At 28.4% G+C, this 16,562-nt stretch carries 12 protein-coding genes; 7 read left to right on the top strand and 5 right to left on the bottom strand.

Annotated elements, in window-relative coordinates:
- The 4 genes from csm4 to I0K12_RS16835 all read left to right on the top strand — a co-directional run bounded on the left by csm4 (position 1) and on the right by I0K12_RS16835 (position 6,399).
- Entirely contained in the window at positions 1 to 984 is a 984-nt protein-coding gene (gene csm4, locus I0K12_RS16850) for a type III-A CRISPR-associated RAMP protein Csm4 (RefSeq protein ID WP_196889311.1), read from the top strand.
- Positions 971 to 2,527, top strand: coding sequence for a type III-A CRISPR-associated RAMP protein Csm5 (gene csm5, locus I0K12_RS16845; protein WP_196889310.1), 1,557 nt, complete (start codon positions 971 to 973; stop codon positions 2,525 to 2,527). The genes csm4 and csm5 overlap by 14 nt, the downstream gene beginning before the upstream one ends.
- On the top strand, positions 2,524 to 3,321 hold the full coding sequence (locus tag I0K12_RS16840) for a hypothetical protein (protein ID WP_196889309.1): 798 nt from the start codon (positions 2,524 to 2,526) through the stop codon (positions 3,319 to 3,321). The genes csm5 and I0K12_RS16840 overlap by 4 nt, the downstream gene beginning before the upstream one ends.
- Positions 3,322 to 5,742: 2,421 nt before the next feature.
- Positions 5,743 to 6,399, top strand: a complete 657-nt coding sequence (locus I0K12_RS16835; RefSeq protein ID WP_196889308.1) for a hypothetical protein — start codon at positions 5,743 to 5,745, stop codon at positions 6,397 to 6,399.
- Between the two features lie 451 nt (positions 6,400 to 6,850).
- Here I0K12_RS16835 and I0K12_RS16830 read toward each other — a convergent pair whose 3' ends face one another.
- Positions 6,851 to 9,310 carry a carboxypeptidase-like regulatory domain-containing protein gene (locus I0K12_RS16830; RefSeq protein WP_196889307.1) on the bottom strand — a complete coding sequence of 820 codons (2,460 nt, stop codon included), beginning with the start codon at positions 9,308 to 9,310 and terminating at the stop codon, positions 6,851 to 6,853.
- 32 nt (positions 9,311 to 9,342) lie between these two features.
- Positions 9,343 to 11,040: a M23 family metallopeptidase gene (locus tag I0K12_RS16825; protein WP_196889306.1), complete on the bottom strand. Its 1,698-nt coding sequence runs from the start codon at positions 11,038 to 11,040 to the stop codon at positions 9,343 to 9,345.
- Between the two features lie 281 nt (positions 11,041 to 11,321).
- Here I0K12_RS16825 and I0K12_RS16820 point away from each other — a divergent pair, with 281 nt between their 5' ends.
- From I0K12_RS16820 to aroQ, 3 genes are all read left to right on the top strand, one after another.
- Positions 11,322 to 11,954 (top strand): porin family protein, encoded by a 633-nt coding sequence (locus tag I0K12_RS16820; protein ID WP_196889305.1) that lies wholly within the window; start codon positions 11,322 to 11,324, stop codon positions 11,952 to 11,954.
- Between the two features lie 183 nt (positions 11,955 to 12,137).
- Positions 12,138 to 12,767, top strand: coding sequence for a porin family protein (locus I0K12_RS16815; RefSeq protein WP_196889304.1), 630 nt, complete (start codon positions 12,138 to 12,140; stop codon positions 12,765 to 12,767).
- Positions 12,768 to 12,834: 67 nt separating this feature from the next.
- Positions 12,835 to 13,254 carry a type II 3-dehydroquinate dehydratase gene (gene aroQ, locus I0K12_RS16810; RefSeq protein WP_196889303.1) on the top strand — a complete coding sequence of 140 codons (420 nt, stop codon included), beginning with the start codon at positions 12,835 to 12,837 and terminating at the stop codon, positions 13,252 to 13,254.
- Between the two features lie 50 nt (positions 13,255 to 13,304).
- On the opposite strand, the gene I0K12_RS16805 is transcribed toward aroQ, so the two are convergent.
- From I0K12_RS16805 to I0K12_RS16795, 3 genes are all read right to left on the bottom strand, one after another.
- Positions 13,305 to 13,754, bottom strand: coding sequence for a hypothetical protein (locus I0K12_RS16805; protein WP_196889302.1), 450 nt, complete (start codon positions 13,752 to 13,754; stop codon positions 13,305 to 13,307).
- A 162-nt stretch (positions 13,755 to 13,916) separates the two neighbouring features.
- A complete protein-coding gene (locus I0K12_RS16800; protein WP_196889301.1) occupies positions 13,917 to 15,032 on the bottom strand; it encodes a helix-turn-helix domain-containing protein in 1,116 nt (371 codons plus the stop codon).
- Positions 15,033 to 16,304, bottom strand: coding sequence for a mechanosensitive ion channel family protein (locus tag I0K12_RS16795; protein ID WP_196889300.1), 1,272 nt, complete (start codon positions 16,302 to 16,304; stop codon positions 15,033 to 15,035).
- Positions 16,305 to 16,562 lie beyond the last annotated feature (258 nt).

The following is a 16,562-nucleotide window of genomic DNA, read 5'->3' as shown; positions in this document are numbered from 1 at the left end:
ATGAAAGCAATTATTCTAAAAGTAAGACCAAACAGTCGTTTTCATTTTGGAAAAACTGCTTTGGATAATGAAGTTGGGTTGTCTGACACTTCCGATTGGATGCATTCCGATAGTTTGTTTGCTGCTTTGGTTCAAAACATTGCAAAATATGCTCCAGAAGAAATAGAGAACTTTATCCAACTTTTTGAGAAGCATAAAATCAAGATTTCTTCTTTGTTTTATTGTTTAAAAAACATAGAAAAAAATGAGATTCATTATTTACTTCCAAAACCAATTCATGCTAGTAATTTGGTGAATGAGAAAAGCGATAGTCATATTATAAAAAAGGTAAAAAGAACAAAATTTGTTTCTCTTAAGTTTTTGCAAAAGAATTTTGACGCTGATACCATTGAAAATAAAGATTTGCCAAAACCTTTTGAAAAAGGAACTACAATTCAAGTAAAACAGCGATTTTTTGATTCTGAAGATGATAAAAAAGATCCTTACTCTATTTCTTTTATTCAGATTCCGAAACATACAGGAAAAAAACACGCAAAATTTGAAACACATTTCTATTTTCTATATGATGAAAACTCATTAACGGAAAAAGAAAAAAACCTTTTCAAGTTTGCTGTTGATTTGATTCGCTTTGAAGGTTTGGGAGGAAGAAAAAGCAGTGGTTTCGGTTTTGTGGAAGAGGTTTGTTTTAATACTGATTTCAACTATTCTTTTAAATCTGATACTTATATGAGTTTAGGATTGAGTATTCCTGAAAGTTTAGATGATTTAAAGAAGTTTAATTACTATGATACAATTAAAAGAGGTGGAAGACAAAGAAAATTTGATTATTTAAAATCTATTCAAATGATTTCAGAAGGTGCTATTTTAAATACTTCTGATTTTAAAGGGCAGGTTGTAGAATTAAGTAAAGATGATAATGCACCTTCTAAACGATTGGGGATTTGTTTAACCTTACCAATTCATGAAAATTATGGAAACTCTTAAAACAGAAGAAAAGCAAAAAATAGAAATCAATACAATAATTCCTTTACAAATTACGACATTGAGTCCAGTTTGTATAAAAAGTCATGAAGCTGCTCTCTCTCCTATTGCAGATTATGTTTGTGATGGTGGGAAGATTAAGATTATTGATTCGAAGAAGTTTCAACAGCTTTTATCTGATGAAGTTTTTATGGAAAGTTATATCGAGGAAGTAATAAACCTACCTCAACAAACTACAGATAAAAACAAGAAGTTTTTAGATTTTTTAAAAAGTCATAATGCTTATGAAGAAAGTTTGTTTTCTAAGGGAATTGATTTTAAAATAGAAGATAATCCTGTTCAGATTGAAAGACATATTCATTCGAAAGGAAAAGCTTTTATCCCTGGTTCTAGTTTGAAAGGTTCTATTAGGAATGCGATGTTTTATGATTTTTATAAAAATAAAAGACAACAAGTAAATTCATTTTTAAAACAACGAGAAGATGAGAATCAAAGGAAAAATCCTGAATATCATAAGAAATCTTTTATTATTAATTCAAAACAATTTATAAAGGAAGCTGAAAAATTCTTTGATACGAAAGAAAAGAACTTTTATGGACACTTTTCTTTATTTGGAATTAGAGATTCAGAATTATTAGAGAATAAAACTGAAGCTATAGAAGTTTATCGTGAAAGGTATAACATTGGTGAAGGAGAATTAGAAATTCCGAGTATTGTAGAAGCTATTTCAGAACAAACTACAATTAAAATAGATTTTTTTATTAAGAATAGTAAACTAGATAAAAAAGTAATCTCAAAAATTGGGCATTATGATAATGTTAAAGATTTTTCAAGTAAAGGAATATTCAAAATCTTAAATCAATTTTCAAAAGATTTTATCAACAAAGCTCTAATAATGATTGAAAATGATAAGCTAAATAGCTATCAAGAACAATTAGAAAGTTATTTGAGTATGATTGAAAGTTTTGAAAAAGAAAATCATACAAAGGCGTTAGTATGTTTAGGTTTTGGGAAATCAATGTATCAAAATTCTATACAATTGGCATTTGATAATATTAAAGGTGATGCTATTGATAAAATCAAAAAAGAAGCTCCAACAACTTTATTTTTGAATCATTTTACAGGAGAAAGCTTAGGTTGGTGTATCATTGAAGAATATTCAGAAAATAATCATACTGATTATCAACAAGAAATTTTAAAAGCTAAAGAACTTTCTAAATCTCAGAAAATAGAAAAAGAAACAATAGCTAAAGAAAAAGCTATTAATGAAGAAAAGGAAAGGCTTATAAAAATTAAAGAAGAACTTAAAGTTAGTGATATTAGTGAGAAACAAAAAGATGATATTATAAGTATTGAAATAGTTGAAATCATTAAAACAAAGCCTAAAAAAATAATTGGAAAAACACTTCAGAACAATGAAGAGTGTAAATTAATTATCAATGGAGTCAAGAAAACTGAAAATTATAACATCGGAGATATTGTTAAAGTTAAACTTGCTATGAAAGAAAAAGGAATATTCAAACAAGCAAAACTGATTATACAATGAAAAAACATTTACTATTTATCTTTTTGATTATTTCTATTGTAAGTTTTGGACAATCTAAAAAAGAGTTTAAAGAATTAGAGGAGAAAGTTGATTCTTTAGAGCTAATTATTAAAGAAATAAGTTTTAGTAAAAAGCTTTATCAAAGAGAATTAAAACTTGTAACAGATTCCATAAAATTGAAAGAGGAAACAAGAAAAGAAATTGTCAAATCAGCAATTACTGAAAGACAAAATATGGAAAACCATTTCAAATATCTTTTTTGGGTATTTTCTACAATAGTTTTATTAATTCTTTTTGTTTTAGGATTTATTGGTTGGAAAAATAAAAAAGATGTTGAAAAGGAAATGAAACATCAAATATTAGAAAGTGTAAGTTTGGAATTATCTAAATTAACTAGTTCACAAATAGAAGAAGCTGAAAATTTAATTCTCGAGAATTCTAGACTATCTAAATTAAAAAAAGAAACTTCAATTATAATTTTAAGCAAAAGTCATAATAATTTTATTGAGTCATTTTTGAATCAACATGGATTTAAAAATACTTTATTTTGCTTAATAGATGAATTTTCCGCTTTTGAAGATTCTATTCATGATTCAATAATATTCTTATATGATAAAGAAAATAATGTAGATGATTTTCAATCTATAAATGAGAAAATCTCTTTTTCTAAAGGAGTTTTTTATTTTGGAAGAGGAAGATATATCAATAATAATATTATCTATTTGAATTATTGTAATTCACTTTCAACTGTTCGTTTACAACTATTAGAATTATTACGAACAGTATATCATTAATTTAAAAGAGTTCGATATCTTTGATGTCGAACTCTTTTGTTCTTTGAAATATTTAATATTTTTTTTCTAAACCGAAGTATTTTACAATCGAAATTTGTAATCCATACAAGACTGGGTTTATTTGTATTTGACTCTAACCGAAGTATTTTACAATTGAAATTAATATCTGTAATCAAATTGCATATTTGAATAACCACTCTAACCGAAGTATTTTACAATTGAAATTATGCTAAAGAATCAAGAAAGTGACTTGTCCAATTACTTTAACCGAAGTATTTTACAATTGAAATACTATATCTTCTATAGTGTTTTTTGTTAGTTCTGTTACTTTAACCGAAGTATTTTACAATTAAAATGTGCGTTTGCACCCACACTCTAACTTGGTTACAACTCACTTTAACCGAAGTATTTTACAATTGAAATAACTGGATTGGAATATAATATATCGGTTGAAGATGTACTTTAACCGAAGTATTTTACAATTGAAATGTTTCATACGTAACCATTTTTTCACTTCCATCTTGACTTTAACCGAAGTATTTTACAATTGAAATAGAGTTACTCCCCCTCCCGAGGAGCGACTAAAACCCACTCTAACCGAAGTATTTTACAATTGAAATTCCATTATAAAATTTATGATAGTGGACTTATCAACAACTCTAACCGAAGTATTTTACAATTGAAATAATCTGTGTTACCCGTCTATGATTTGAAATTTCTCAACTTTAACCGAAGTATTTTACAATTGAAATCGCATCTGCATAACATTATTAAACAACTCCATTCCAACTTTAACCGCAATATGTTATAATTGAAATAAATCTGTAATTCTTTGAAGCATTAATTCAATAGTTACTTTAACCGCAATATGTTATAATTGAAATATATTTCGGCTTGCTCTTCCTCCACATCTAAAAGATACTTTAACCGCAATATGTTATAATTGAAATCGAGGTTTTCGCGCGATATCTACAGATAATAACAGGACTTTAACCGCAATATGTTATAATTGAAATTTATCTAACATTAAACGAATATCATTTACTGCTTTTACTTTAACCGCAATATGTTATAATTGAAATCAGGTTTTTGTAAATGATCTAGATTGTTTTTTTCAAACTTTAACCGCAATATGTTATAATTGAAATAAATATTTCCTTACATAAAGAGCTTTAGATCTGTGAACTTTAACCGCAATATGTTATAATTGAAATAGAATGTAGTATTTTATCTCATCATGGTTGGATTAAACTTTAACCGCAATATGTTATAATTGAAATTTAATTGTTTTTTCCGTCTTTTTGTAATCATATTTGTACTTTAACCGCAATATGTTATAATTGAAATAGGAAAAGGAAAATTGAATATTTCAGATAAAATTTTACTTTAACCGCAATATGTTATAATTGAAATCGATTTCCTACTTCCCATCTAATTTCAGGGTTTTGTACTTTAACCGCAATATGTTATAATTGAAATGAACATTGTTATATAATCTTTCCGGATCAAATAACGACTTTAACCGCAATATGTTATAATTGAAATATAGCTTCTCCATTGTCGATATACACTTCTTCACCACTTTAACCGCAATATGTTATAATTGAAATTGAACCATCCTAAAATAAAGGACTTTCCGGTTCCCCACTTTAACCGCAATATGTTATAATTGAAATAAATCTATTTTAAATTTTTCCGATAACTTACTAAAAACTTTAACCGCAATATGTTATAATTGAAATATAATAAACCGATTAGTTAAAGAAAAGGGGCGAAAAACTTTAACCGCAATATGTTATAATTGAAATACAACTTGAGTGACTGCCGCACCTGTTAAAGCTGCTACTTTAACCGCAATATGTTATAATTGAAATAATTATGAATTCTTTACTGGATTAATCGCTCAGTTTACTTTAACCGCAATATGTTATAATTGAAATGATATAGTTGTTGAAACTGTAACCGAAGTGTTTTACAATTAAATCAATAATTATTATATTCTTTTTTTATAATTGAACCTTATCGGAATTGAAAAGGAAAAAATACATTTGTAAAGTAGAAAAACAGAAATGTAATGGGGAAAAACGCATTTGTAGAGTAGAAAAACGGAAATGTAATGGGGAAAAACGTATTTGTAAAGTAGAAAAACGGAAATGTAAGGGGGAAAAACGCATTTGTAGAGTGGAAAAATGGAAATGTAATGAGGAAAAATACATTTGTAGAGTGGAAAAACGGAAATGCAACGAAGAAAAATGCATTTGTAAAGCATCATGTATAATTAACCAGTTGCTAAATCTTGAAAACTATATGTCAAAAATTATTATTTAAACGTTAAAAAGCTTATATTCAGCTTATAAACTATTTTTAATTAATATAAAATAGAATCTAAAAAAGGATTGTTTAACATTAATCTAAAAATTTATGAGTAAAAAAAAGTTAACAAATGTAGAATTATTAGAGCTATATGCAATGGCACTAAGAAATGTGGAAACACAAAACGAAATCAAAGAAATCATGGCAGATTTAGGTTATGATGAGGTAGTAATTCAGGAAGGAAAAGATATCTTATCAAGAACCAAAGAAGCTTATGACTTCATGAACACAGAGGAAGACGAAACCTCGGAGGCTTACGAAGTATTTTCTAGAAAAAAAGAGCAGCTAAACACCGTTTATACGCTACACAGAAAGAAAGCCAAAGTAATATTTCGAAATGAACCTCTTATTTTAGAAAAATTAGGTCTATCTCATGCAATTGGTAGATCTTATTCAAAATGGATTACACAAGTAAAGGAATTCTACAACAAAGTAGCGCAAGACACAGAATTACAAACAAGACTTGAGCGATTAAAAATCACAGCAGAAGATATCACAAACACAGCAGCGCTTTTAACAGATGTAGAAACTGCCAAATTTGACTACCATCAAGAAAAAGGAGAGTCGCAAAGTGCTACCAAAGCAAAAGACGAAGCCTTTGATACCCTAAACGATTGGATGAGCGAATTCTATGCTGTAGCAAGAATCGGTCTTGAAGAAAATCCACAATTATTAGAATCTATCGGTAAATTCGTTAGAAGCTAACCTTCCTATAAAAGAATCACAACAACTTAATATATTTAAATGAATCCTCCTTTGTGCGCATTGGGGGATTTTTGTTTTTTAATGGATGCTCTCCGGTGGCTGAGCGGAGCCGAAGCCACGTTATTGATTTTCGTTCAAATGATAATCCGATTTCGACTCCGCTCAATCTCCGTGGTGTGGTGTAAACTGGTGGCTGAGGCTCTCGAAGCCACGTTATTGATTTTCGTTCAAATGAAAACCCGATTTCGGCTCCGCTCAATCTCCGTGGTGTAAACCGGTGGCTGAGCGGAGCCGAAGCCATATTTTATTGTTTTGATTTTTAGTGTTTAAGCTGTGTAACACACCCTGATTCTTCTCAAGAGGGGAATTGGTTTTCAGTATAGGGAGAGGAGTAAAAACAAAAAGGCTTCTCAATCGAAAAGCCTTTTTGTTTATATCATAAAATGAGTTTTTAAATCTTCATAGTCATACGAACATTTAATACTCTTCCTGTCATGTAATTTGGAATTCCATAAGAAGTTTTTGAATAGGCATCACGTACCCAAGTATTCGTAATAGAGTTTTTAATATCAAACATATTAAACAATTCTACACCTAAAGTAAGTTCTCTGAAATTCTTTAGCCAACCAGACTCATATCTTCTTTTAGCATCTGTAAAAACATAGATTAATCCGATATCAGCTCTACGATATGCATTCAATCTTGTCTGGTATAAATAAGGATCTGCATAAGAAGGAGAACCACCAGGAACACCAGAATTATATACCATGTTTAAATACATTCTTAAATTTGGAATTGTTGGAACATAATCTTGTAGAACAAAAGCCAATTTAAATCTTTGATCTGTTGGTCTAGGAATATAACCTCTGTTTTCGTAGTTTTCTTCTGTTTTTAATAATCCGATAGTAAGCCAACTTTCCGTACCAGGAATAAATTCTCCATTCAATCGCATATCAAAACCAGCAGCATAAGCTTTAGCATTATTATTTGCAGCATAACGAATTCTTACATTATCAACCGTGTAAATATTTACATCATCTAAGTTTTTATAATACGCTTCCGTAACTAATTTAAACTTTCTATTTCCCCACATTTTAAAACTATATTCATTTCCTAAAATAAAATGATAAGCCTTTTGTGCTTTTACATCTGGATTTACGTTTCCTTCCGCATTTCTCAATTCTCTATAAAAAGGAGGTTGGTAATAAATTCCTGTAGCAAAACGAAATAACATATCTGTGTTTTCCCAATCTGGCTTGATTGCAAATTGTGCTCTTGGACTAAAAACAGTTTGTGTAACATTTGCAGATTTTTCATCATCTACAGTCCAAGTTTGCATTCTTCCTCCAATATTGAAATAAACTTCATGGTCATTTAAATAAGCTTTTCTACTATATTGCGCATAAGCCGAAAGTCTGCTTATTTTCGTATGGTTTCTAGCTCTAATATTTTGGAAAGGAACAATCTCTCCAGTATAAGGCTCATAAGGTTGTTGGTTTGCAGCATGATGAATAGGACGAATAGAAAAACCAGTAGAGTCAATCATTTCCCACTCAATAATTCTATCTTGGATATCTTCTATTTGATATTTTGCTCCAACTTCAATTTCATTATTATCTTTTTTATAGTTTGCTCTTAATTGCACATTATTAATTAAGGCATCTAAATCATTTCTCGCATGCGAAAGTTGTGAACCAATCTGTTGTGCATATAAAGTTTCTCCAAAATTATCCGAACCAAAATCACCATCTACTTGCCCTAAATTATAAAAAGCTTCAATGTCATAATATTCTTCTTCTTGTGTGTTATAAGCAGAAGTAGTCAGTTCTAGTTTTAAATTATCATTTACTTTATAAATTCCTTTTAAAGCACCAAAAACAGTTAAATAATCATCTTCTTCACGACCATTATAATACACAATTAATTCTAAAGGATTATTTACTGTTCCAAAACGAGTTCTTCTAGTTTTAGGAATATAATCGTATTGATTCGAAGCTACATTTCCTAAAAATTCTAAAGTAAATTTGTCTGTAATTTTATAAGATAAAAATGATTGGATATCTAAAAATCTAGGTTTGTAGTTTGTTTCAATGTCTTTACTTCCTACTAATAAACTATTATCTCTATATCTTGCTCCTGCAATAAAATTAAGTTTGTCTTTTAAACCTGTTCCTTCCACAGTCAGTCCACCACCAAGTAAACTTGCGTTCATTGTCACACCAAATTTTCTAGGTTTTTTGTAAGTAATATCCAATACCGAAGAAAGTTTGTCTCCATATTTAGCTTGAAAACCTCCAGCAGAAAAGGCTATATTTTTTACCATATCTGAATTGATAAAACTTAGTCCTTCTTGCTGTCCAGAACGAATTAAAAATGGACGGAAAACTTCAAAACCATTTACATAAACTAGGTTTTCATCAAAGTTTCCTCCACGAACATTATATTGCGTACTTAAAGTGTTATTATTCGAAGCACCAATTAAGGTACTAACTAAAGTTTCAACTCCTCCGTTTCCTGTAGGTACAAATTTGACATCTTCAATATCTACACTTTGTTGACCTTTTACAGCATTTCGTTGTTCTTTAGTTTCAATTTCCACTTCGCCAATTTCTTCAATACGAAGTTTTGGAGAAATAGTTACAGTTCTATTTTTGGATGTTGAGATTCTTTTTTTGTATTCCGCATAAGAAACGTGCATAAAAGTAATCGTTCCTCGTCCAAATTTTGTAGTTGTTAAAGTATAAGTACCATCTTTTGCAGTGGTAGTTCCATCTCCTTCAAAAATTACGGTAACATTTTCAATTGGTTTTCCAAATTGATCTTTTACCGTTCCTTTGATTGTTGCTTTTTGACCAAAAACGATGGATGTTAAAAATAAAAATATTATGGTTAAGTAATAGTTCGTTTTCAATTTAGTTGATTGTTTAATTTTTGATGTTTAAATTATTTTTTTCGATAAAAAGTAGCTTTCAATGTGCTTTTATTTCCAGCATTATCTTCTACGACTACTTTTAGCTCATGTTTTGCTTTTTTAAATTCTTTATCAGACAGACGATAGGTCAAAACTCCAGTTCTTAAATCTCTTTCCATACGTATCCATTCTCCATCAATAGTTGGATAATAAGATTTGATTCCACTTTTTGGATCAGAGATTTTTACTTTCAGAAAATGATACTTTGTAATCCATTGTCCGTCTTTAAAGTTTTTCAACGAAACTTTAGGAGGAATAGTATCTTTTATAAGCTTATATTTTCCTAAATACTTTGTTTTTGCAAAAATTGCAGTATCATTCTGAATGGAATTTTGATAAACCGTATATTTTTTTCCAGTAATTCTTCCAATATAAAGTCCTTTTCTTTCCGATTCTTTTTTATCACGAATATCAAAAGCTACTGTATATTTTTTCTGAAGCGGAATAATATCTTGATGAACATCTACAAAATTATCTTTCTGTGTTACTTTAATATTTGCATTGTCATAAAAAGTTTCTTTTGGAAAAATAACAGTTGCTATTCCTTCCTGAATTGTCGTATTACAAGAAGTTTCAACAAAAGTATGATCGCTAAAGTCTTTAGCTTTTTTCTGAATATTTTTTCTTTCTCCTTTTACAGGAATTGTTAGTGTAGAAGTATTTCCTGCATAATCTTTTGCTACCAATTCTATTTTATAATCCAAGCCATCTAGAATTTCAATCTGTCCAGCATTTTCTAGAAATTTATAAATACTCAAATCATTATTATGTTCGATAAAACATTTCTGAACAAATTCTTTTTTGTTTTTAAAATGATGATAATCTAAGTGAAGATTGATTTTTCGAGTTTTATCAAAAGAAAAAGATTCTACTTCATAATAGTATTTTCTCTTTCCATTTACTTTCATTTCAAGACTGTAAATACCGTTTTTGTTTAAAGAATTATTCAATAAATCAATAACATGAATTCCAACTCCAATCGTGTCAATTGCAGTTATTTTCTGACTTTTCAGTTTTCCAATTCCAGCATTTGTGATTTTTAATTTTTTCTTAGAAGTAAAACCATTGATATGAGAATTTTCAGAAATAGGATAGGCAAAAGCTCCTTTTATAGTTGGCCTGATTGTATCTTTAATTTTATAACCAAACAAAAGTGGATTTATAGGTCTTTCCGATTTTGTATCTCTAATTTCGAAATGTAGGTGAGGAGGGATGAAACCTCCAGTTTTCCCAGAATAAGCTAAAAGTTCTCCTTGTTCAAGATCCAATTCATGGGCTTCCGGATATAACTCGATTTCGTAAGATTTTTGTTCGTATTGTTTTTTCTTAATGTATTCTTCAACCTTTGGACTGAATTTTTGTAAATGCGCATAAACAGTAGTATAACCATTTGGATGATCTACATAAATTACTTTTCCATATCCCCACATAGAAATTTTTATTCTAGAAACATATCCTTTTGCAGCAGCCAATACTTTTAAACCTTCTCTTTGCTTCGTTTTGATATCTAAACCAGCATGAAAATGATTGCTTCGCATTTCTCCAAAAGTACCAGATAGCAATAATGGAACTTCCAGAGGACTTTTAAAATAATTTTGAGGATATTTATGCTGGGCAAAACTTAGCTTAAAGCATAAAAATAGTACTAATAATATAATTCGTTTTTCCAATGTTTTCTAAGATTTTCGCTAAAATAATAAAATCTAATATAACAGAAATATAATCCAAACTTTAAAGTTTCGTGCTCTTCTTTATTTTAGTACTTTTAGGATAAATATTGTTTAGGTTTTAAATCGTAAATGGAAACCTTAAATAGTCTGTAAAAACTTCTTTAATATTTGTTAAAACGTTTAAAATTAGATTTTTATTAGGATTTGTTGTGAAATATTTAAACTTTCCGCTTGGCATTAATAAGTAATTTCGGAAGGAATTAACCTTTAAGAAATTCATTATGAAAAAACTTTTAGTTACAATTTTATTATTGACCGGAGGATTTTTAACCTCCCAAGCTCAAGAAATATCGTTTGGAGTAAAGGGGGGAATCAATTTTGCAAGTTTGACAAATACTGGAACTTATAATGTAAGTTCAATCAAAGACTGGACAGCGGGTATTGTTGTTGAGTTCGAAATTTCAGACAGATTTTCAATCCAGCCAGAGGTGCTTTATTCTGCACAAGGGGGAGATGTAAATTTTGTTCGACCAAATCCAGAATACATGTCACTCATTGATTATTTTGATGCAAAAGTAAATTTAGATTACATTAATGTGCCAATATTGGCAAAGTTTTATGTTGTTGATGGACTAAGTATTGATATAGGTCCGCAGTTTGCTTTTCTTGTTGATAATAATATTGAATTTACAAAAACAGTTCCAACAAACCCACAACCAACGGTTACATACCACAAAACAACTTTACCACAGAAAAAATCATTTGGAATTGATGGAAGTGTTGGACTTGGATACAAGTTTCCTGAAAGAATTTTTATTCAAGGTAGATACAATTTTGGTTTAATTGATATTGAAGATATTGAAAAATCTAAAAACTCAGTTTTCCAGTTAACAATCGGTTACGAATTTTGGTAGAAAATTACATATAAATAGTTTTTTAAAGCGAAGTGTAAACTTCGCTTTTTTTATTAATTATATTTTTTTAGTTTAAAATTATATCTTAATTAATATATAATTAGTAAACATTATAATTTCTTTAAATAATATGCTTTTGTATTATAAGTAATTTCGTAAGTAATTAACCTTAAAGAATTTATTATGAAGAATTTAATTGTTACTATTTTATTGTTAGTAGGTAACGTTGGATTGGTAAGCGCACAGGATATTTCATTCGGTGTTAAAGGAGGAGTGAATTTTTCTAATCTTGTCGGAAGTGATATCTATGGTGGAGATTCTAAAACAGGATGGACAGCTGGTGTTGTGTTGGAATTAGAATTATCAGATAAATTTTCGATTCAGCCCGAATTACTTTATTCTGCACAAGGAGCGAAAAGTAATTTTTCTTTTCCAAATGATAATGATCCAAATATCAGAGATAGATATCATGCGGATATTAAATTAGATTACATCAATTTACCTATTTATGCAAAATATTATTTAGTAGAAGGTTTAAGTATTGACGCAGGGCCACAATTTGCCTTTTTAGTGGATAATAGTATTGAAATTAAAAAAACAGTTCCATTGTTGCCAGATCCGGTAACTACAGTTACAAAAACAGATCTTTCCAATAAAAAAGCATTTGGAATTGACGGTAGTGTAGGTTTTGGATATAAAGCGCCAGAAGGGATTTTTATTCACGGACGATACAACTTTGGATTAATAGAAGTAGAAAGTAATGAGAATGCCAAGAACTCAGTATTCCAAGTTTCCATTGGATATGAATTTTAAAGATTTATTTATTTGTATTTTTGAAAGACGGGAGCAAAACTTCCGTCTTTTTTTGTAAATTATTTATATGAAATTAATAATCATAAACGGTCCGAATTTAAATCTTTTGGGGAAAAGAGAACCAGAAGTTTATGGTAGTCAAACTTTTGAAGATTATCTATATATTTTGATGAAAGAATATCAAACAAAAAAAATAGAATTAGAATATTTCCAGTCAAATGGGGAAGGGGAGTTGATTGATAAAATTCATGAAGTTGGTTTTTCCTATGATGGAATTATTTTAAATGCTGGAGCATATACACATACATCAATTGCGATTGCAGATGCTATCTCAGCAATTACAACTCCGGTGATTGAGGTGCATATCTCAAATGTCCATAAAAGGGAAAGTTTTAGACATCATTCCTATTTATCACCAAATGTGGAAGGAATTATTATAGGTTTTGGATTAAAAGGATATAAATTAGCGATTGAAAGCTTTTTATAAAAAAATAGAAAATACCAATCAATCATGGTATTTTCTATTAAGAGTATAGATTAGTTTAAATTGGGCTTTAAGTCTACCAGACTATTTTCATTCATAATGTACTCTAAAGTACCTTTAAATTCTAATTCATTTTCAAGAAAAGTTCGTAAATATTTCCAGAATAAGATATTTTTATCCAATATCATCATACTTAAATTACGGTCATTAAAACACGATAAAAGAGTATCAATAGTTGCATAAATCTCTGAGAATTCATTATCTCTCTTTTCTAAAATATTTTCTACATAAAAGAATTTTTCAGGGCTAATTTCTTTTAAAAATAAATATAATTCTAATACAGTTTTTTTTAGAAAAATCAAATGTTCTTCTTTTTTAATGTCAAATTTGATTTTTTCTGATGGATCTAAATTTATATTTTCAGTTTTTTTTAAAAGGTGTAAAATTTCAAAGGTTTTAATTTTGAAATATTCATTGAATTGGTGAATATCCCATATCTCCATATTTTTCTTTTGTATAATTTTTTTTGATTTTTTGAAATAAAAAATCGGGGTTATGTAAATCTTTTTTACAAAATTATAAACAAAAGGAATGTTAGAGGTTTCAATTAATTATTTAGGACAAGTACGAGTTTTAATTAAGTAAGACGAACTTTTAATTGTTTGTTAATTAGTAATTTCCAAGTTTTGTTTTCTGAACTCTGAAGGAGTTAATTTTGTGTGATTTTTAAAAGATTGATTAAAAACTGATTTAGAATTAAACCCACAATCCATTCCAATTGAAATTATAGTGCGGTTATTATATTTTGGGTCAAGTAATCTACTTTTTACTTCTTCAATTCTATATTCATTTATAAAAGTATAAAAGTTTTTTTCAAGGAAAATATTTAAAACTTCTGTAAGATGATGCTTACTAATTTCTAAATCTGAAGCTACTTTTTGTAAATTAATTTCTGGATCCAGATAAGGTTTTTTAAGTTCAATGTATTCCATTAATTTTTCTTTGATCAGTAAAGCATTTTCTTCATTTAAAGTGGAGGTTACATATTTATTTTTATCTGTTTTCACTATTTTTTTTGAAATAACATTTTCCTCAATATTTTCAATTACATATTTTTTACCTGCATGAAAAACGGCAGGATTTCTAAATTTTAAAGTATGAAAACATAGAGAAGTAATAATAATTAATGAAGTACTTAAAATCTCAAACCAATCTTTTGAGAAAAATGAATTAAAATGGCTTATGATAAAAAAACTGATACTACTAATAAAAGGAATATATAAACTCATATAGATAAAAGCAGTCCAGAAAAACTTTAAGTTATTTTTATTTTCTAAAACATAATAGTCCCTAATTTTTAGAAAAATTATCAAGAAGTAATAAAAAACATTAAAAACAATTATTGGTACTAGAAAGTATAAAATATATTTCTGCTGGTTGTCAGGATGTACAAAAAGAAAAATAAAAGGTAAAGGAGCTAGCGCAGATAATAAAAAAAATAAATGTTTTCTTAGGTCTCTTGTTGTATTTTTTCTTCTAAATAAATAAAAATCAATGTATAAATATAAAAATATGAATTGAATAATATTTAAAGACTGTATAGTCAGTTTTAAAAAGATATTTTCAAAATTAAAAGGACCAATTTTCACAAGCATATCAATAGAAAACATTAAAAAGAAAAGACCTAATAATAAATTTTCTCTTTGATTTCGAACTTTAGAAAGAAGTAAAGAACCCGTGAAAATCGATAAAACAAGTGCTAAAATATATAAAGATTGCATTTATTTTATTTGTTTTGTAAAATTGATAAAATCCGTTCCTGTTGGGTTTTGGAAAACTTCAAGATCAAATAGTGGAACACAGGCCATGATGTGATCAAAAATATCAGACATGATTCCTTCATAGGCAACCCACTCTTTATTATTACAAAAAGCATAAACTTCGATTGGAATTCCTGTTTCTGTTGGTGGTAATTGCCTTACCATACAGGTCATTTCATGATTAATATTGTGATTTTTTGCTAAATATAATTCTAAGTATTTTCTAAAAAGTCCAATATTAGTTAGAGCACGACCATTTATTGTAAGCGAATTTTTTTTATGCTCCGAATTATATTGCTCAATTTCAACTTTTTTTTCTGTAATATATGCTGAAATTAAATGTACTTGTTCTAATTTTTCTAACAACTCATGCGTACAGAATTTTACACTCGAAACATTGATGTTAATTGCTCTTTTGATTCTTCTTCCGTCTGAATTTTCCATTCCTCTCCAGTTTTTGAAAGAATCTGAAATGAACGAATATGTAGGAATAGTCGTAATGGTTTTATCAAAGTTTTGCACTTTTACGGTTGTAAGATTTATTTCTAGAACATTTCCATCTGCACCATATTTTGGAAGTGTTACCCAATCTCCAACTCGCACCATATCATTTAAACTCAGCTGAATACTACCTACAAAACCAAGAATACTATCTTTAAAAGCTAACATAATCACAGCTGCCATAGCTCCAAGCCCTGTAAGTAAAGCAACTGGACTTTCGTTTATCGTGATTGAAATAATCAGGATAACAGCGATAATGGTAATAAAAGTTCTAGCTAATTGTGAAAGACTGGCAATTGGTTTGTCTTTAAATTTTGGATTCATCTCTAAGTGTTCTCTCAAAGATTTGATAAAACATATAATTATTTCAGCGATAATTACAACAATGAAAATATCAGTAATAACTATGATAAATGGAAGTAATTTTTGATAATGTTGGAAAAATTGTGGAGCAAAAATATCAATCATTATTGCAGGAACAAGATGTGCAATAGAATTGATTACTCTTTTTGTAAAGAATATATCATCCAACATGGTGTTAGTTCGCCTTGCCATTTTTGGAAGAACTTTGTGTAATATTCTTCTAGCAATTCTCCATGCTATAACAGCTATAATAAATAATAAAAAAATTCCAGAAAGCTCTCGTATAAGCGTAGCTGTGTCATGAGGTACATTCATAAAGCTTTCTAAAAAATCATCGACTTTTTGTGTTACAGATTTAGATTGTTTCATTGTTGGAATTTCTTAATAACGTATCAATTATCTAAGAACGCATTAAATTTATTATTCAAATATATTTCAAAATTAGAATTAAAGTAAATTTTATGATGAAAAAAAATTAAAACTTTATTATTAACTAATAAAAAGATACACGGCTTTTTCATAAAAAAAGAGTGATTCCAAAAAAATGATATTTTTGTTTCGCCAAAAATCAAAATACATCATGAAATCACTCAAAAAAACGAAATTAAAAGATACTATGAAGAATTG

Origin of the sequence: Aureivirga sp. CE67 (assembly GCF_015767245.1) — a bacterium.
Lineage (GTDB): Bacteria > Bacteroidota > Bacteroidia > Flavobacteriales > Flavobacteriaceae > Aureivirga.
This window is presented reverse-complemented; position numbering and strand designations above follow the sequence as displayed.